We start from the raw sequence: 17367 nt of genomic DNA, 5'->3' as shown, positions 1-17367 counted from the left end.
ACGCATGACCGGCGTGCCCGAGCGACGACCACCGGCGCGGGGTGGGGACCCGGCGCCCGACCACACACGTACGCCTGGCTTTCCCGGGCGTTTTCACGCACGCGCGGTGTACAGGGGAGGATAGACGCATGCAGCCACGGAACATGTCCATGAGCGGAGTCGTCGACCTCGCCGCGGTGAAGGCGGCCCAGGAGGCCAAGGCGAAGGCGGAGCAGGCGCGCGCGGAAGCGGCCCGCCAGGGCGGCGGGGGCGCGATCTCCCCGGCCGACCTCATTATCGACGTCGACGAGGCCGGCTTCGAGCGCGACGTACTGCAGCGGTCCACCGAGGTCCCGGTCGTCATCGACTTCTGGGCCGAGTGGTGCGAGCCCTGCAAGCAGCTGAGCCCGCTGCTGGAGCGGCTCACCGTCGAGTACAACGGGCGCGTCCTCCTCGCCAAGATCGACGTCGACGCCAACCAGATGCTGATGCAGCAGTTCGGGATCCAGGGGATCCCGGCGGTCTTCGCGGTGGTAGCCGGACAGGCGCTGCCGCTCTTCCAGGGGGCCGCGGGCGAGGCGCAGATCCGCCAGACCCTGGACCAGCTGGTGCAGGTCGGCGAGCAGCGCTTCGGTCTGACCGGCCTCACCGTCGACCCCGACGCCGAGCCGGGCGGCGGCGCGCAGGCGGGACCGGCCGAGGCGGCCGGCCCGTACGACGCCCTGCTGGAGGCGGCCGTGCGGGCCCTGGACGGCGGTGACTTCGCCGGCGCCGTCCAGGCGTACAAGAACGTGCTCGCCGACGACCCGACCAACCCCGAGGCCACGTTGGGTCTCGCCCAGGCCGAACTGCTCCAGCGGGTGCAGGAGATGGACCCCCAGCAGGTGCGCAAGGAGGCCGCCGAGAAGCCGGGGGACGCCGAGGCGCAGATCGCCGCCGCCGACCTGGACCTGGCGGGCGGTCATGTCGAGGACGCCTTCGGCCGGCTCATCGAGACGGTGGGGCGCACGGCGGGCGACGACCGCGAGACCGTACGGGTGCGGCTGCTGAAGCTGTTCGAGGTGGTCGGCGCCGACGACCCGCGGGTGATCGCCGCGCGCCGGGCGCTGGCGCGGGCCCTGTTCTGAGCCACCCGGGCGCCGCCGCCCGATTCCGGCTGGTTCGCCGGGGGTTCGGGTTCGTGGGGTCCGAGGTACCGAACGGATCACGGATGCGGATGCGGCCGCGCTTTACCAAAACTTGGTAATCGCGGCCGCTGTTACTGCCAGTAAGTCGCAGTCGGCGGTCTGTGGGATTCTGTCCAACGATCAATGGTTTTGTACTCCCCCTACGCTGCACCCAGCGTCGCCGAGCGACTCCTGTGGGCCGGTGTGCGGTTACCCGGTCGTTACTAGCGAGTAACGAACCCCCTTGTGCCGACGGCGAGAATGCACCACGATCGGCGACGCTCGGTCCCTTGCCCGTACCCCGACAGCCGGTCGGGCCGCGGGAACTCCTGGGTCCCCACCGAGCAGGACCGGCGGCAGTGACGCCGGTCCTCGGACAGGGGGGTCTTCGCCCGCCCGGCGAAGCCTGTCCAGCAGGGTTGTGCGTGATGCGTGTCAGGCGCGACCAGTGGTTGTCGCTCGGGGGTGATCGCCGGTGATCGGGTGCGTGGTACGCGCCGTCGAGCGCGGGCGCTCTCCTTTCCGAGGACGTAGCACTTCTCCCATCCCTGCCCGGCCGGGCCGCCGTTCATGGCGGAGGGCCGGGACAGGAGATGTACGTCCGAGAAGGAGGAAATATGGAGTCCCAGGTGCGTGGCGGGACCAGATGGAAGCGGTTCGCTGTGGTCATGGTGCCCAGCGTGCTCGCGACGGCGGCGGTGGGTGTCGGTCTGGCGCAGGGCGCGCTCGCGGCGTCGTTCAGCGTGTCCGGCCAGCAGTTCAAGGTGACGGCCGGCCACCTGCACGGTGAGGGTTTCGCCCAGTACGGCGGCATCGACACCGTCTACACGTCGACCGATGGTGAAGGGAAGAAGCCGGTCCCGGTCGCCATCTCGTCGTTCAAAGACGCGACGATCAACAAGATGTGCCAGTCGGTGGCGACGAAGATCCCGGTCCTCAACAAGACGATCTACCTTCGTCTTGAGGCGGGCAACGACAAGCCGGTCACGGCCAAGAACCTCTACATCGACGTCGCCCAGCTCGACGCCGATGCGACGTTCAGCAACATCGACATCGGTGTTGCTGTCCAGGACCAGAGCCGCGGCCCTGCCGTCAAGGAGGGCGAGAACGTGATGAAGGGCGGCTTCGCCCAGCAGGCGGAGACGGCCGACCTCTACGGCGTGGAGCAGACGGCGTGGGCGACCACGGCCGGCACGTTCACGCTGAACGGCCTGTCGATGCGTCTCGGCACGGAAGCCAAGATGGAGTGCTACTAGACGGCTTCCGTCACCGGGTTGTCCCGGGGCAGCTGAACTGCCCCGGGGCGGGGCGGAGAAGCCCTCGCTTCTCCGCCCCGCCGTCCGGCCGGTCCGCCCGCCGGGCCGTCCTCACAGATTTCAGACTTCCGGCTTCTCCGCGCCTACGGCCGAGCCGGTACGTACCTCCACCGGACCCAGGGAGCTTTTTCCATGAGTGCCGAGACTCCGGTCCAGAGCGCCGGTACCTTCGCCCGGCTGCGTCTGCGATTCCGTGACTGGCGGGGCACCCGGCCGTTCTGGGCCGGTCTGTTCACGCTGCTGGGCGGAATCCCCATCGCGTACTTCCCCTACGCCACGCTCAAGCTGGGCCACATGTCGCTCGCCATGGCGACGACGGCCGGCGCGGGGTCGCTGATCATCGGTGTGCTGCTGGTGACGCTGGGCCTGACCATGTGGTTCCAGTCCGCCACCCGGGTCTTCGCCGGTGTCGCGACGATCCTGCTGGCCCTGGTGTCGCTGGTGATCTCCAACATAGGCGGCTTCCTGATCGGCTTCCTGCTCGCGCTGGTCGGCGGTGCGCTCGCCCTCTCCTGGGCGCCGGGCGAGCCGCCGGTCGAGGCGGCGGGGGAGCGTCACGGCGCCGACGCGCCCACGGGGGAGGCGGCGCCGGACGGCGCGTCCCACCACCCCGCCGTGGCACCGCAGTTCCCGGCCGCCCCCTACGAGAAGGGGGAAGACGGTGAGGCGGACGGCGTCCGGGCCACAGGGGGGCACCGTGTCGGCTGACGAGGTGCGCGGGCCGCGCCACGCGGCCCCGAGGAAGCCCCTGTTCACCAGATTCCACATGCCGAGCGGCAAGGCGATAGCCCTGGCGGCGATGCCCACGGCGGTCCTCATGGGGATGGGGTTCACGCCGACCCTGGCCCTCGCCGACGGCAACGACGGGACGCCGACGGCCAACAGCCTGACCGTCGACGAGTACCAGGCCTGCCTGGAGGTCGTCGAGGGCGCGGAGAAGGACGACGCCTCCGCGTCGCCCACGCCGTCCGCGTCGGCGAGCGGGAGCGCCTCCCCGGACGGGGAGCCCTCGGCGGAGACCCCCGGCGAGCAGCAGGCGCCGGAGGCGGACCGGGGCACGGACGCGGACCAGGACACGCCCTCTTCGCCGGATTCAGGTTCCGACGACGAGGACGAGCCGGCGCCCGCCCCCTCCGCCCCCGCCACCGAGGACACGGCCGGGCCCGAGCCCGCGCCGGAGCCCTCGGAGACCGACCGCAACCTCCTGGAGGACATCGGGGACGCCCTCGAGGACGTCTTCACCCCGAAGGGCGAGGAGGCCGGGGCGACCCCCGCCCCGTCCGCCTCCGCCACGGAGGAGAAGGCGGAGGAGACGGCCGAGGGCGCGGCCGGAACCGTCGAAAAGACCACCGAAAAGGTCACCGAAGCGGCGAAGGACACGGCCGGGGAGACCACCGGCAAGGCGTCGGACGCCGAGGAGACGGCCGAGGAAGCCGCCGGGGAGGCCACCGAGGAAGCGGCGACCCCCGGGGCCACCGCCTCTCCCAGCCCCTCCGCGTCGGCCACGGTCGACCCCGAGGACTGCCCGGTCGCCACCGACGCCGAGGGCGGCGTCGACAACGAGCTCCTGCTGCCCGACGACCCCTGGACCCTGAACGCCAGCTCGCTGACGTTGAGGGACGCCTCGTACAAGGGCATCGTCGAGGTGCGGACCGCCAGCGGCGCCACCAAGAAGGTGCTCAAGTACGTCATCTCCGGCGGCACCGACATCGTGGACCTGCACCAGACGGTCAAGGACGAGCGGACCGGCGCGACCCACCACGTGCAGGCGGCCAAGGGGTCGACGTCGACCATCAGCGACGGCGCCACCGTGATGTACACCGAGAGCATCTCCGGCAACCTGCTCGGCCTGCTCCCGATCACGTTCGACCCGGAGCACCCGCCGCCGCTGGACATCCCGCTGATCCACTTCACCAAGGTGACGGTGAAGCAGGCCGGCCAGTTCGGCGGCACCCTGCACGTGCCCGGGCTCCAGCAGTACATCACCGGCTGAACGCCGCCAGGACCCTTCCGGGAGCCGCAACACACCGAGGGCGCCCCCTGCCACAGGGGGCGCCCTCGGTGCCGTACGGGTCCTACCGGCCCTTCACGGGTCAGCCGGTCGCGCCGCCCAGGTGGTGGACGCGGACCATGTTGGTGGTGCCGGGGACCCCGGGGGGCGAGCCGGCCGTGATGATCACGGTGTCGCCCTCGCCGAAGCGGTGCAGCTTGAGCAGCTCCTGCTCCACCAGCTCGACCATCTCATCGGTGCTGTTCACGAACGGCGCGACGTACGGCTCCACGCCCCAGCTGAGCGCCAGCTGGTTGCGGGTCGACTCGTCCGTGGTGAACGCCAGGATCGGCTGGACGGCGCGGTAGCGGGAGAGCCGCCGGGCCGTGTCGCCGGACTGGGTGAAGGCCACCAGGCCCTTGCCGCCGAGGAAGTCCGCGATCTCGCAGGCGGCGCGGGCCACCGAACCGCCCTGGGTGCGCGGCTTCTTGCCCGGCACCAGCGGCTGCAGGCCCTTGGAGAGCAGCTCCTGCTCGGCCGCCTGGACGATCTTCGACATCGTCCGCACGGTCTCGATCGGGTACGCGCCCACGCTCGACTCGGCCGACAGCATGACCGCGTCGGCGCCGTCCAGGATCGCGTTGGCCACGTCGGAGGCCTCGGCGCGGGTCGGACGCGAGTTGGTGATCATCGACTCCATCATCTGGGTCGCCACGATCACCGGCTTGGCGTTGCGCCGGCAGAGCTCGATCAGGCGCTTCTGCACCATGGGGACCTTCTCGAGCGGGTACTCGACGGCCAGGTCGCCACGCGCGACCATGACGGCGTCGAAGGCCGCCACGACGTCCTGCATGTTCTCCACCGCCTGCGGCTTCTCCACCTTGGCGATGACGGGGACGCGGCGCCCCTCCTCGTCCATCACGCGGTGGACGTCGGCGACGTCCTTGGCGTCCCGGACGAAGGACAGCGCGACCAGGTCGCAGCCCATCCGCAGGGCGAACCGCAGGTCCTCGACGTCCTTCTCGGAGAGCGCGGGCACGTTCACGGCCGTGCCGGGCAGGTTGATGCCCTTGTGGTCGGAGATGACGCCGCCCTCGATGACGATCGACTTCACCCGGGGGCCCTCGACGTCCAGCACCTTCAGCTCGACGTTGCCGTCGTTGATGAGGATCTGGTCGCCGCGGGAGACGTCGCCCGGCAGGCCCTTGTAGGTCGTCCCGCAGATCGTCTTGTCGCCCGGGACGTCCTCGGTGGTGATGGTGAACTCGTCACCGCGCACCAGCTCGACGGGACCCTCGGCGAAGGTCTCCAGGCGGATCTTCGGGCCCTGGAGGTCGGCGAGGACGCCGATGGCCCTGCCCGTCTCCTTGGCGGCGGCACGGACCCGGTCGTACCGGCCCTGGTGCTCGGCGTGCGAGCCGTGGCTGAAGTTGAAGCGGGCCACGTTCATGCCGGCTTCGATCAGAGCGACGAGCTGCTCGTGGGAGTCGACCGCGGGGCCGAGAGTACAGACGATTTTCGAACGGCGCATGGGGCGATCCTATCGGTTTGTTTCGCTACGGAATATTCCGTCTGACGGAAAGCGCACATGAGGAAGTCCCTGCTCAGTTGTTCTTTCCGACCAGCGCGTATGTCTGCTGAGCGATCTCCATTTCCTCGTCCGTCGGTACCACCGCGACCGCGACCCGCGCGCCCTCGGGCGAGATCAGCCGCGGCCCGCCGCCGCGCACGGCGTTCCGCCCGCCGTCCACCGCCAGGCCCAGCCCTTCCAGGCCCGCCACGGCCGCCTCCCGCACCGGAGCGGCGTTCTCGCCGACCCCGGCGGTGAAGACCACCGCGTCCACCCGCCCGAGAACGGCGTAATAGGCGCCGATGTACTTCTTCAGCCGGTGAATGTAGATGTCGAACGCGAGCTCCGCCCGTTCGTCGCCCTCGTCGATCCGGCGCCGGATCTCCCTCATGTCGTTGTCACCGCAGAGCCCGACCAGACCGCTCTTCTTGTTGAGGAGAGTGTCGATCTCGTCGGCGGACATTCCGCCAACGCGCATCAAATGGAAGATGACGGCCGGGTCCATGTCTCCGGACCGCGTACCCATCACGAGCCCCTCCAAGGGCGTCAGCCCCATCGAGGTGTCCACGCACCTCCCGCCCCGCACGGCCGAGGCGGACGCCCCGTTGCCCAGGTGCAGCACGATGACGTTCACGTCCTCGGGGGCCCTGCCCAGCAGCTTCGCGGTCTCCCGCGAGACGTACGCGTGCGAGGTACCGTGGAAGCCGTAGCGGCGGATGCGGTGCGCGTCGGCGGTCTCGACGTCGATCGCGTAGCGGGCCGCCGACTCCGGCATCGTGGTGTGGAAGGCGGTGTCGAAGACGGCGACCTGCGGCAGGTCCGGGCGCAGCGCCGTGGCGGTGCGGATGCCGGTCAGGTTGGCCGGGTTGTGCAGCGGCGCCACCGGGATCAGCCGCTCGATCTCCGCCAGCACCGGCTCGTCGATCACCGTCGGCTCGGTGAAGCGCTTCCCGCCGTGCACCACCCGGTGCCCGATCGCGGCCAGCTCGGGGGAGTCGAGGCCCAGCCCGTCGGCGGACAGCTCCTCGGCCATCGCCTTCAGGGCGGCGCCGTGGTCGGCGACCGGCCCGGTCCGCTCCCGGGTCTCCCCGCCCGCCGCGAGCGGGGAGTGCCGCACGAGGGAGGTGCGCTCACCGATCCGCTCGACCAGCCCGGCGGCCAGCCGGCTGCTGTCGCGCATGTCCAGCAGCTGGTACTTCACCGACGAGGAGCCGGAGTTGAGGACGAGGACACGGGACGGGCTCACTGGGCGGCTGCCTTCTCGCTCGGGGCCGGGGACTGGGCCTGGGCCTGGATCGCCGTGATGGCGACGGTGTTCACGATGTCCTGGACGAGGGCGCCCCGGGACAGGTCGTTGACCGGCTTGCGCAGGCCCTGGAGCACCGGGCCGACGGCGATGGCGCCGGCCGAGCGCTGCACGGCCTTGTAGGTGTTGTTGCCGGTGTTCAGGTCGGGGAAGATCAACACGGTCGCCTGGCCGGCCACCTCCGAGCCCGGCAGCTTGGTCGCCGCGACCGACGGCTCCACGGCCGCGTCGTACTGGATCGGCCCCTCGACCCGCAGGTCGGGCCGGCGCGCGCGCACCAGCTCGGTGGCGGCGCGCACCTTGTCGACGTCGGCGCCCGTACCGGACGTGCCGGTCGAGTACGACAGCATCGCGATCCGCGGCTCCACCCCGAACCGCGCGGCCGTGACCGCCGACTGCACGGCGATGTCGGCGAGCTGCTCGGCGTCCGGGTCCGGGTTGACCGCGCAGTCGCCGTAGACCAGCACCTTGTCGGCCAGGCACATGAAGAAGACGGAGGAGACGATCGAGGCCTCCGGCTTGGTCTTGATGATCTCGAAGGCCGGCCGGATCGTCGCGGCCGTGGAGTGCACCGAGCCGGACACCATGCCGTCGGCGAGGCCCTCCTGCACCATCAGGGTGCCGAAGTAGTTCACGTCGGAGACGACGTCGTAGGCCAGCTCCACGGTGACGCCCCGGTGGGCGCGCAGGGCCGCGTACTTCTCGGCGAAGGAGTCGCGCAGCTCGGAGGTGGCCGGGTCGATCAACTGGGTGTCGCCGAGGTCGACGCCGAGGTCGGCGGCCTTCTTGCGGATCTGGTCGACGTCGCCGAGCAGGGTCAGCTCGCACACGCCCCGGCGCAGCAGCACCTCGGCCGCGTGCAGCACCCGCTCCTCGACGCCCTCGGGGAGCACGACCCGGCGCAGGTCGGAGCGGGCCTGTTCGAGCAGCTTGTGCTCGAACATCATCGGGGTGACGCGGTCGCTGCTGGGCGCGGAGACCCGCTTGGTGAGGTCCGCGGTGTCGGCGTACCGCTCGAAGAGGCCGAGCGCCCGCTCCGCCTTGCGCGGGGTGGCCGCGTTCAGCTTCCCCTCCAGGGAGAACAGCTGCTCGGCGGTGGGGAAGCTGTTGCTCGGCACCGAGAGCACCGGCGTCCCGGGTGCCAGTCGGTCGGCGAGGGTGAGGATGCGCTCGCCGGGCACCTCGTCCAGGGTCAGCAGCACCCCGGCGATCGGCGGGGTGCCGGCGCTGTGCGCGGCCAGCGCGCCGATGACCAGGTCGGCCCGGTCGCCCGGGGTGACCACCAGACAGCCCGGGGTCAGGGCGGCGAGGAGGTTCGGCAGCATGGCGCCGCCGAACACGAAGTCCAGGGCGTCGCGGGCGAGCCCGGAGTCGTCGCCGAGCACCACCTTCGCGCCGAGGGTGTGCGCGATCTGGGAGACGGTCGGGGCGGACAGCGCCGGCTCGTCCGGCAGCACGTAGCAGGGCACCGGCAGCCGGGTGGCGAGCCGTTCGGCGATCTCGTCCCGCTCCTCGCCCGCGACCCGGTTGACCACCACGGCGAGCACGTCGCAGCCCAGGGTGTCGTAGGCCCGGTAGGCGTTGCGGGTCTCGGCGCGCACCGACTCGGCGGTCTGCCTGCGGCCGCCGACGACCGGGATCACCGAGGCGCCGAACTCGTTGGCGAGCCGGGCGTTCAGCGACAGTTCGTCCGGCATCTGGGTGTCGGCGTAGTCGGTGCCGAGGACGAGGACCACGTCGTAGTCGCGGGCGACCCGGTGGAACCGGTCGACGAGGGTGGACACCAGCTCGTCCGTGCCCTGCTCGGCCTGGAGGGCGGACGCCTCCTGGTAGTCCAGGCCGTAGACGGTCGACGGGTCCTGCGTGAGCCGGTACCGGGCCCGCAGCAGTTCGAAGAGGCGGTCGGGCCCGTCGTGCACCAGGGGACGGAAGACGCCCACCCGGTCGACCTGCCGGGTCAGGAGCTCCATGACCCCGAGTTCGACGACCTGACGGCCGTCGCCGCGGTCGATACCGGTCACGTACACGCTGCGGGTCACGCGCGCTCTCCGTTTCGTCGGGGGCCGCAAGAGGCATCGGCGGGCCACAAAAACCGCCCACCCGGGTGAGCGGATCCCTCTTGACAATACCTCCGGAGCTGGCTAGGGCGCCCGCCCGTAGGGCGTCGGCGGCGCCCCGGGGGACGTGAAACAATCGGGACTGGCTCACCGGTATCGACAGCGACCAGGAGACTCAGCACGATGCGCATAGGAGTACTCACCGCAGGCGGCGACTGCCCTGGACTGAACGCAGTGATCCGGTCGGTCGTGCACCGGGCGGTCGACAACTACGGCGACGAGGTCATCGGCTTCGAGGACGGCTACTCGGGCCTGCTGGACGGCCGCTACCGCCCGCTCGACCTCAACGCGGTCAGCGGCATCCTGGCCCGCGGCGGCACCATACTGGGCTCCTCCCGGCTGGAGCGCGACCGTCTCCGCGAGGCCTGCGAGAACGCCTCCGACATGATCCGCGACTTCGGCATCGACGCGCTGATCCCGATCGGCGGCGAGGGCACGCTCACGGCGGCCCGCATGCTCTCCGACGCGGGTCTGCCCGTGGTCGGCGTCCCGAAGACGATCGACAACGACATCTCCTCCACCGACCGCACCTTCGGCTTCGACACGGCGGTCGGTGTCGCCACGGAGGCGATGGACCGCCTCAAGACCACCGCCGAGTCCCACCAGCGCGTGATGGTCGTCGAGGTCATGGGCCGGCACGCGGGCTGGATCGCCCTGGAGTCCGGCATGGCCGCCGGCGCCCACGGCATCTGCCTGCCCGAGCGCCCCTTCGACCCGGCCCAGCTGGTCAAGATGGTCGAGGAGCGCTTCGCCCGCGGCAAGAAGTTCGCGGTGATCTGCGTCGCCGAGGGCGCGCACCCGGCCGAGGGCACCATGGACTACGGCAAGGGCGAGATCGACAAGTTCGGCCACGAGCGCTTCCAGGGCATCGGCACGGCCCTGGCGTACGAGCTGGAGCGGCGGCTCGGCAAGGAGGCCAAGCCGGTCATCCTCGGCCACGTCCAGCGCGGCGGCACGCCGACGGCGTACGACCGCGTCCTCGCCACCCGCTTCGGCTGGCACGCGGTGGAGGCGGCGCACCGGGGCGAGTTCGGCAAGATGACCTCGCTGCGGGGCACCGACATCGTGATGGTGCCGCTGGCGGAGGCGGTCACCGAGCTGAAGACGGTCCCGGGGGACCGGATGGACGAGGCGGAGTCGGTCTTCTAGGAAGGGTGCGGGAGGGTGGTTCGCCCCCTCCGTCCCTTCCCGGACACCCGGTGATGGGAGCGTTTCTCCCGGCGTGACGCCGCCTACGCGGTGGTTCGCCGGGAGAAACGCTCCCATCGTGCTGCCGGGACGGGTGCCTGGCGGCCGTCCGATACCGGGGTCCCTCCGCTACGCGTGGAAACGGTGAGAGCCACGTCTTCGGTCTGCTCGCGGCTGCGTGGTGCCTCGCCGTCGGGGTCGCCCAGCAGGAGGCGCACACGGCACCCGCTGTCGAGTTTCCGGTGCAGGGTCGACACGAACGCGGGCTGGTCGATCCAGAGGAAATAGTTGGTGTACCCCGCGAAGAGGATGTCCGGTGTGGACTTCTCGACGAGTTCGGCCCGGACCGTCGACGGACAGGAGGACCGGTAGGGGTAGGAATGGATGATCTCGCGGTCTCCGTCGGACTTGATCCGGTCCTTCACCGCTTTCGGCCACAGCATCTCTTCGTCAACTCCCGACACCTTGCAGGCGTCTTCCCGGTTCCTGGCGTGCGGGGTCAGTTCGGCGTCCTCGCCTATAGGAGGTGGTCGGCCTTGCCGGACTTGATGTCGCGGATGAGGGTGCGGAGGGCTTCGCGGGTGTCGGTGAGGTAGTGGTCCTCCTGGCCGGCGACGGCGATGTAGGCGTTGCCTCGGGGGTCGGTGCCTATGCGGAAGCAGTTGTTGCCCTCGGCGCAGAAGGGGTCTTCCCAGGTGATGTCGGGCATGGGGTCCTCTCGGAGGTCAGAGCTGCCGGGCGATGGAGTGGATGAGGTCGCGTGAGTCCTCGGGGCTGAGTGTGTGGCCCTGCCACCAGTCCATGTGGATCTGGTACTTGGCGAGTTGGGCCTCGGAGTGAGTGAACTCGCCGCCGTGGGCGGAATCCAGCTGAACGGTGTCGAGCCGGGGGACCGGACCGTGGGCGTAGAGCACGGCGTGCCCGGCGCCGGGAAAGGCACCGGCTTCGACGGGAAGCACGCGCAGTTCGACGTTGTCGCGTTCGGAGGCCCGGCAGATGTGGTGCAGCTGCTCGCGCATGACGCGACGCCCGCCGAACTGCATCCGCAGGGCCCACTCGTGCACGTACGCCACGTACTCGACCGGGCCCTCACGGTCCAGAACCTGCTGACGCCGCAGGCGCTGTACGACGCGGAGTTCGACTTCGGAGTCGGGCAGGGGCGGAAGCGCTGCGGCGAAGATGGCGCGGGCGTATTCGCCGAGTTGCAGCAGTCCCGGCACGTGTACGGTCTGGTAGCTCCGCAGCCGGGTGGCGAACCATTCCAACTCGGCCACATCCAGTAGACCTTGGGGGAGACTTCCCCGGTACTGCTGCCACCAGCCCCGCTTGCCCACATCGGCCATGGCGGCCAAGGCTTCGACGTACCGCTCGTCCGCGCACTCGTAGTTGCTGGCGAGTATGCGGATCCGCTCCGGCGAGATGGCCCGGACGCCCGACTCCATGTTGGACACCTTCGTGCGGTCCAGCCCCAGCAGCCCGGCGGCGTACTCCGTGGTCCGCCCGGCAGCGAGGCGCATCCTGCGCAGCTCGGCGCCCAGGCGCCTCTGGCGTTCCGTCGGCGCGGGCCGTGTCGGCATCAATGCCCTTTCTCCATGGCTGATGGGGCCAGTCTGCACTGAGTGCGTCGCACGAGTCCAATACAAAGTGGGCAATGTGAAGGAGTGAGTGGCACACGTGCCACATCGGGGCGTACATTCAGTGATGAGTCGCTCACGGTCCGACGCCGTTGGAAGTGCATCGCGCGAGCCTGCCCACGTACTCCTTCCCTGGGAGGGGCGGGCTCGCGTCAGGGAGACGGGCCACCACTGGTCGGGGCGTCGGCGCGTCATCGAATGTTCGCAGTCAGAAAGGGAGTTGCCCATGCCCGCGTCCGCAGTCGGGACCGTCTTCGCCTGTCCCGTGTTCGCCGAGAGGACGGACTTCGTTCCGCCCTCGTCCGACACGCTCTCGTACAGCCTCACGCTGCCCGCCGAGCCGGCCGGCTCGCGGATCGCGCGGGTCGCGACGCGGGCCGTGCTCCAAGGGCACGGGCTGGAGGACATGGCGGACGCGGCGGTACAGGTGGTGGGGGAGCTCATCGCCTGCGCCTGCCGGTTCACGCCCGGGAGCGAGGTGTACGTGTCACTGCGGTACCGGGAGGGAGCGCTGCGGGTGGTGCTCTACGACGGACACCGGCGGCACGAACACCCTCGGCTGGTCGCGGCCTGCGATGCGCGCAGGCGGGCGGCGCTGCGGGTGCTGGGGTGCGTGGTGCGGGAGTGCGACGGGGAGTGGGGGTTCGGGGAAGCGCGGGAGCCCGGGGGCGGGACGCGGATGTGGGCGGTGGTGCCCTGGCGGGGGGCTCGGGGGTATGCGGGGGTGGAGTGAGGGCTGGGGGAGTCGTTCCGATTGCCCGGCGGCGCGGGCGTGAGCCTGGGCCGCCGAATCGGACACCCGCCCCCTAACGCCCCTTCTCCGCCCCCCGCACCCACCGGTACACCAGCTCCGGCCGCCCCACCTGCCCGTAAACCGGAGCCCGCACAGCCCTCCCCGCCTCCACCAGGTGCTCCAGATACCGCCGCGCCGTGATCCGGGAGATCCCCACCGCCTCGGCGACCCCCGCCGCCGTCAGCCCGTCCTCGACCTCCCGCAGGGCGCCCGTCACCCGCTCCAGCGTCGGACCGCTCAGCCCCTTCGGCAGCGCGGCCGGGCCCGGTGCGCGCAGTGCCGCCAGTGCCCTGTCCACCTCGTCCTGGCCGCTGGCCTCGCCCACGGACGCGCGGAACTCGGCGTAGCGCACCAGCCGGTCCCGCAGGGTCGCGAACGTGAACGGCTTCAGTACGTACTGGACGACCCCCAGCGAGACCCCCTCCCGCACGACCGTGAGGTCCCGCGCCGAGGTCACCGCGATGACGTCGGCGTGGTGGCCGGCCGCCCGCAGCGAGCGGGCCAGCTGGAGTCCGTGCACGTCGGGCAGGTGCAGGTCGAGGAGGAGCAGGTCGACGGAGGTGCGGTCCAGGACCCGGCGGGCCTCCGCGCCGGTGTGCGCCCTGCCGACGGCGACGAAGCCGGGCACCCGGCCGACGTACATCACGTGGGCGTCGGCGGCCACCGGGTCGTCCTCGACCACCAGCACTCTGATGGGTTCCCCGGTCGTCCCGGTCATGCGGCGCCTCCCGGGCTCTTCGCGACCGCGGCGTCCCGCAGCGGCAGCCGGGCCTCGAACACCGCGCCGCCCTCGTCCCCGGCCGCCACCGACAGCGTCCCGCCGTGCCGGTCCGCCGCCTGGCGGACGAGCGCCAGGCCCAGGCCCCGCCCGCCGGGACCGGCCGGCTTGGTCGTGAAGCCGCGCTGGAAGACCGTCTCCGCGTGGTCCGGGTCCACGCCGGGGCCGGTGTCCGAGACCCGCAGGATCAGCTCCGAGCCGTCCTCCCCGGTGAGCGCCGTCACCGTGACCCGGGGCCGCACCCCGCCCTGCGCCGCGTCCACGGCGTTGTCGATCAGGTTGCCGAGGATGGTGACCAGGTCCCGGGCGGGCAGGGTGTCCGGGAGCAGGCCGTCGTCCAGGCGGCTGTCGGGCGACACCACCAGCTCCACGCCCCGCTCGTTGGCCTGGGCGGTCTTGCCCAGGAGCAGCGCCGCGAGGACCGGCTCGCTCACCGCCGCGACCACCTGGTCGGTGAGCGCCTGCGCCAGCTCCAGCTCGGCGGTGGCGAAGTCCACCGCCTCCTCCGCCCGGCCCAGCTCGATCAGCGAGACCACGGTGTGCAGCCGGTTCGCCGCCTCGTGCGCCTGCGACCGCAGCGCCTGGGTGAAGCCCCGCTCGGAGTCCAGCTCGCCCATCAGCGACTGGAGCTCGGTCACGTCCCGCAGGGTCACCACCGAGCCGCGCCGCTGGCCGCCGGTGACCGGTGAGGTGTTCACCACCAGCACCCGGTCCGCCGTCAGGTGCACCTCGTCCACCCGGGGCTCGGAGGCGAGCAGGGCGCCCGTCAGCGGTGCCGGAAGGCCCAGCTCCGCGACCGATCTGCCCACCACGTCCTCCTTCTGGTCCACGCCCAGCAGCTCCCGGCCGCCGTCGTTGATCAGCGCCACCCTGTACTGCCAGTCCAGCATCAGCAGCCCCTCGCGCACGGCGTGGAGCGCGGCCTGATGGTAGTCGTGCATGTGGCTGAGCTCGGTCGCGTTCATGCCGTGGGTGTGGCGGCGCAGCCGGGCGTTGATGACGTACGTGCCGATCGCGCCGAGTCCGAGGGCGCCGGACGCGACCGCGAGCAGCGCCGTCAGCTGCCCCTGGGCGCGCTGGCTGATCTCCTCGACCCGTATGCCGGCGCTGACCAGGCCGGTGATCCGGTCGCCGTCCCGGACCGGGGTGACCGCCCGGACCGACGGGCCGAGGGTGCCGGTGTAGGTCTCGGTGAAGGTGCGGCCCCGCAGCGCCGGGGCGGTGTGGCCCTGGAAGAGCAGGCCGATCTGGCCGGGGTCGGGGTGGGTCCAGCGGATGCCCCGCGGATCCATGATCGTGACGAAGTCGACGTCGGTGTCCCGCACCACCGCCAGCGCGTACGGCTGGAGCCGCGACGACGGGTCGGGGGTGCGGATCGCCTCCCGCACGGAGGGCGAGTCGGCGACCGAACGGGCCACCGCGGTGGCCTGGCGGCCCGCCGCCTGCTCGGCCTGGCTGCGGTCGCTGACGTACGTGAACAGCGCGTACCCGGCCACGACCACCGCGATGAGCACGGCCTGCATGGCGAAGAGCTGGCCCGCGAGGCTGCGGGGGCGGGGGAGGGGGATGCGCATGCCGCCAGTCTGCCTCCGGGGCCCGCGGTGAACTAAATGAACGGAAGGGTGACCGCGCTCACAAGGCACGACATAGTCACGGCGTTCCCCGAAAACCCATCCCCCGGACGTGAGCCGCACGCCGGTGATGCCGACGACGTCGTCAAGGAGGGCCGCCGTGACCAGCACAGCCGCTACGGCACCTGCCGAACCCAAGGCCAAGCGGGACCGCACGCACTATCTCTACATCGCGGTGATCATCGCGGTCGCTCTCGGTATCGCCGTCGGTCTGATCGCCCCCGACTTCGCGACCGAGCTGAAGCCGCTCGGCACCGGCTTCGTGAACCTGATCAAGATGATGATCTCGCCGATCATCTTCTGCACCATCGTGCTGGGCATCGGCTCCGTGCGGAAGGCCGCCAAGGTCGGCGCCGTCGGCGGTATCGCCCTGGTCTACTTCACGGTGATGTCGGTCGTCGCGCTGGCCATCGGCCTGGTCGTCGGCAACATCCTGGACCCGGGCACGGGCCTCGCGGTCACCGACGCCGTCAAGGAGACCGGCCAGGCGCAGGTCGACGCGGAGGCCAAGAGCACCGTCGACTTCCTGATGGGCATCATCCCGACCACGATCGTCTCCGCGTTCACCGCCGGCGAGGTCCTGCAGACCCTGCTGGTCGCCCTGCTGTGCGGCTTCGCGCTGCAGGCCATGGGCAACGCCGGCCAGCCGGTCCTGCGCGGCATCGAGCACATCCAGCGGCTGGTCTTCCGCGTCCTGGCGATGATCATGTGGGCGGCCCCGGTCGGTGCCTTCGGTGCCATCGCCGCGGTCACCGGCTCGGCCGGCGTCGACGCGCTCAAGAGCCTGGCCGTGCTGATGCTCGGCTTCTACACCACCTGTGTCCTGTTCATCTTCCTGGTGCTGGGCACGCTGCTGCGCGTCGTCTCGGGCGTGAACGTCTTCTCGCTCTTCAAGTACCTGGGCCGCGAGTTCCTGCTGATCCTCTCCACCTCCTCGTCGGAGTCGGCGCTGCCGCGCCTCATCGCGAAGATGGAGCACCTGGGCGTCAGCAAGCCGGTGGTCGGCATCACCGTCCCGACCGGCTACTCCTTCAACCTCGACGGCACCATGATCTACATGACCATGGCCTCGCTGTTCATCGCCGACGCCATGGGCACGCCGATGTCGATCGGCGAGCAGATCCCGCTGCTGCTCTTCCTGCTGGTGGCCTCCAAGGGCGCGGCGGGTGTCTCCGGCGCCGGTCTCGCCACGCTGGCCGGTGGCCTCCAGTCGCACAAGCCGGCCCTGGTGGACGGCATCGGCCTGATCGTCGGCATCGACCGCTTCATGAGCGAGGCCCGCGCCCTCACCAACTTCGCGGGCAACGCCGTCGCCACCGTCCTGATCGGTACCTGGACCAAGGAGATCGACCGGGGCCGGGTGGACGAGGTCCTGGCCGGCCGCGCCCCCTTCGACGAGAAGACGCTGCTCGACGACCACGGCACCGGCGACGACGCCGACGGCGCCCCCGCCGAGCTGCCCGCGAAGGACGGCGAGAAGGAGCTGGCCAAGGCCTGACGGCCGACGCCACACCACAGACCCGGGTGGCTGGGACTACTCCCCCCGTTGCTCAGCCCCCCGGTCACCGGAGGCCCGCCGCCCGTATCCGGGCCTCCGCAGCCGCCGAGCGGCCGGACCCCACCCCCGTGGGTCCGGCCGCTCGGCCTCTTCCGTCCCGTCCGCCCTTGCCTTGACGCCGACGTCAAGGCGTACGTTCCCCGGTATGCGAATCGGCGAGCTGGCCGCACGTGCCGGAACCACCACGCGGACGCTGCGGTACTACGAGTCGCGGGGGCGGGGGGGGGCGCCGCCCCCCCCCCCCCCGCCCACCCCCCCCCCCCCCCCCGAATTTTGGGGGGGGGGGCCGGTACCGCCCCGCCCCGACGTAGGGGTGGAACACGGGGGGTCCCCCCCCCACG

Annotated in this window: 15 protein-coding genes and 1 pseudogene; 8 read left to right on the top strand and 8 right to left on the bottom strand. The window is 71.2% G+C overall.

Annotated elements, in window-relative coordinates; genetic code table 11:
* The first annotated feature begins 128 nt into the window (after nt 1-128).
* The 4 genes from ACFY3N_RS00080 to ACFY3N_RS00065 all read left to right on the top strand — a co-directional run bounded on the left by ACFY3N_RS00080 (nt 129) and on the right by ACFY3N_RS00065 (nt 4454).
* Complete coding sequence (locus ACFY3N_RS00080) at nt 129-1106, top strand: tetratricopeptide repeat protein (RefSeq protein ID WP_390814372.1); 978 nt, start codon at nt 129-131, stop codon at nt 1104-1106.
* Nucleotides 1107-1762: 656 nt separating this feature from the next.
* Complete coding sequence (locus ACFY3N_RS00075) at nt 1763-2401, top strand: DUF6230 family protein (RefSeq protein WP_390814371.1); 639 nt, start codon at nt 1763-1765, stop codon at nt 2399-2401.
* Nucleotides 2402-2593: 192 nt separating this feature from the next.
* The gene (locus tag ACFY3N_RS00070; protein ID WP_390814370.1) at nt 2594-3169 is read left to right on the top strand and encodes a DUF6114 domain-containing protein; all 576 of its coding nucleotides are present in this window, start codon (nt 2594-2596) and stop codon (nt 3167-3169) included.
* Nucleotides 3159-4454, top strand: a complete 1296-nt coding sequence (locus ACFY3N_RS00065; RefSeq protein WP_390814369.1) for a hypothetical protein — start codon at nt 3159-3161, stop codon at nt 4452-4454. The genes ACFY3N_RS00070 and ACFY3N_RS00065 overlap by 11 nt, the downstream gene beginning before the upstream one ends.
* Nucleotides 4455-4554: 100 nt before the next feature.
* On the opposite strand, the gene pyk is transcribed toward ACFY3N_RS00065, so the two are convergent.
* The 3 genes from pyk to pta all read right to left on the bottom strand — a co-directional run bounded on the left by pyk (nt 4555) and on the right by pta (nt 9366).
* Entirely contained in the window at nt 4555-5982 is a 1428-nt protein-coding gene (gene pyk / locus ACFY3N_RS00060; protein WP_390814368.1) for a pyruvate kinase, read from the bottom strand.
* Between the two features lie 73 nt (nt 5983-6055).
* On the bottom strand, nt 6056-7267 hold the full coding sequence (locus tag ACFY3N_RS00055; protein ID WP_390814367.1) for an acetate kinase: 1212 nt from the start codon (nt 7265-7267) through the stop codon (nt 6056-6058).
* The gene (gene pta / locus ACFY3N_RS00050) at nt 7264-9366 is read right to left on the bottom strand and encodes a phosphate acetyltransferase (protein WP_390814366.1); all 2103 of its coding nucleotides are present in this window, start codon (nt 9364-9366) and stop codon (nt 7264-7266) included. Before pta ends, ACFY3N_RS00055 begins: the two co-directional genes overlap by 4 nt.
* Before the next feature lie 201 nt (nt 9367-9567).
* Here pta and ACFY3N_RS00045 point away from each other — a divergent pair, with 201 nt between their 5' ends.
* The gene (locus ACFY3N_RS00045) at nt 9568-10593 is read left to right on the top strand and encodes an ATP-dependent 6-phosphofructokinase (RefSeq protein WP_390814365.1); all 1026 of its coding nucleotides are present in this window, start codon (nt 9568-9570) and stop codon (nt 10591-10593) included.
* Nucleotides 10594-10676: 83 nt separating this feature from the next.
* On the opposite strand, the gene ACFY3N_RS00040 is transcribed toward ACFY3N_RS00045, so the two are convergent.
* The 3 genes from ACFY3N_RS00040 to ACFY3N_RS00030 are packed head-to-tail and all read right to left on the bottom strand — an operon-like array spanning nt 10677 to nt 12209.
* Entirely contained in the window at nt 10677-11096 is a 420-nt protein-coding gene (locus tag ACFY3N_RS00040; RefSeq protein WP_390814364.1) for a hypothetical protein, read from the bottom strand.
* Nucleotides 11097-11149: 53 nt separating this feature from the next.
* Nucleotides 11150-11341, bottom strand: a complete 192-nt coding sequence (locus tag ACFY3N_RS00035; protein ID WP_390814363.1) for a hypothetical protein — start codon at nt 11339-11341, stop codon at nt 11150-11152.
* A gap of 16 nt (nt 11342-11357) precedes the next feature.
* Nucleotides 11358-12209 (bottom strand): helix-turn-helix domain-containing protein, encoded by an 852-nt coding sequence (locus ACFY3N_RS00030; protein ID WP_390814362.1) that lies wholly within the window; start codon nt 12207-12209, stop codon nt 11358-11360.
* 283 nt (nt 12210-12492) lie between these two features.
* Between ACFY3N_RS00030 and ACFY3N_RS00025 the strand changes: the two genes are divergently transcribed.
* Complete coding sequence (locus ACFY3N_RS00025; protein ID WP_390814361.1) at nt 12493-12999, top strand: ATP-binding protein; 507 nt, start codon at nt 12493-12495, stop codon at nt 12997-12999.
* Nucleotides 13000-13072: 73 nt separating this feature from the next.
* Here ACFY3N_RS00025 and ACFY3N_RS00020 read toward each other — a convergent pair whose 3' ends face one another.
* Nucleotides 13073-13777 (bottom strand): response regulator, encoded by a 705-nt coding sequence (locus ACFY3N_RS00020; protein WP_390814360.1) that lies wholly within the window; start codon nt 13775-13777, stop codon nt 13073-13075.
* Nucleotides 13774-15411: an ATP-binding protein gene (locus ACFY3N_RS00015; RefSeq protein WP_390814359.1), complete on the bottom strand. Its 1638-nt coding sequence runs from the start codon at nt 15409-15411 to the stop codon at nt 13774-13776. The genes ACFY3N_RS00020 and ACFY3N_RS00015 overlap by 4 nt, the downstream gene beginning before the upstream one ends.
* Nucleotides 15412-15568: 157 nt before the next feature.
* On the opposite strand from ACFY3N_RS00015, the gene ACFY3N_RS00010 reads away from it, so the two are divergent.
* Together ACFY3N_RS00010 and ACFY3N_RS00005 are read left to right on the top strand one after the other, a co-directional pair.
* Nucleotides 15569-16966 (top strand): cation:dicarboxylate symporter family transporter, encoded by a 1398-nt coding sequence (locus ACFY3N_RS00010; RefSeq protein ID WP_390814358.1) that lies wholly within the window; start codon nt 15569-15571, stop codon nt 16964-16966.
* Between the two features lie 205 nt (nt 16967-17171).
* Nucleotides 17172-17252 (top strand): annotated as a pseudogene (locus ACFY3N_RS00005) (MerR family DNA-binding transcriptional regulator); the annotation flags it as partial.
* Between the last annotated feature and the right edge of the window lie 115 nt (nt 17253-17367).

The organism is Streptomyces sp. NPDC000348 (genome assembly GCF_042898795.1).
GTDB lineage: Bacteria > Actinomycetota > Actinomycetes > Streptomycetales > Streptomycetaceae > Streptomyces.
Note: the sequence above shows the minus strand (reverse complement) of the source record. Positions and strands in the feature narration are given on the sequence as shown.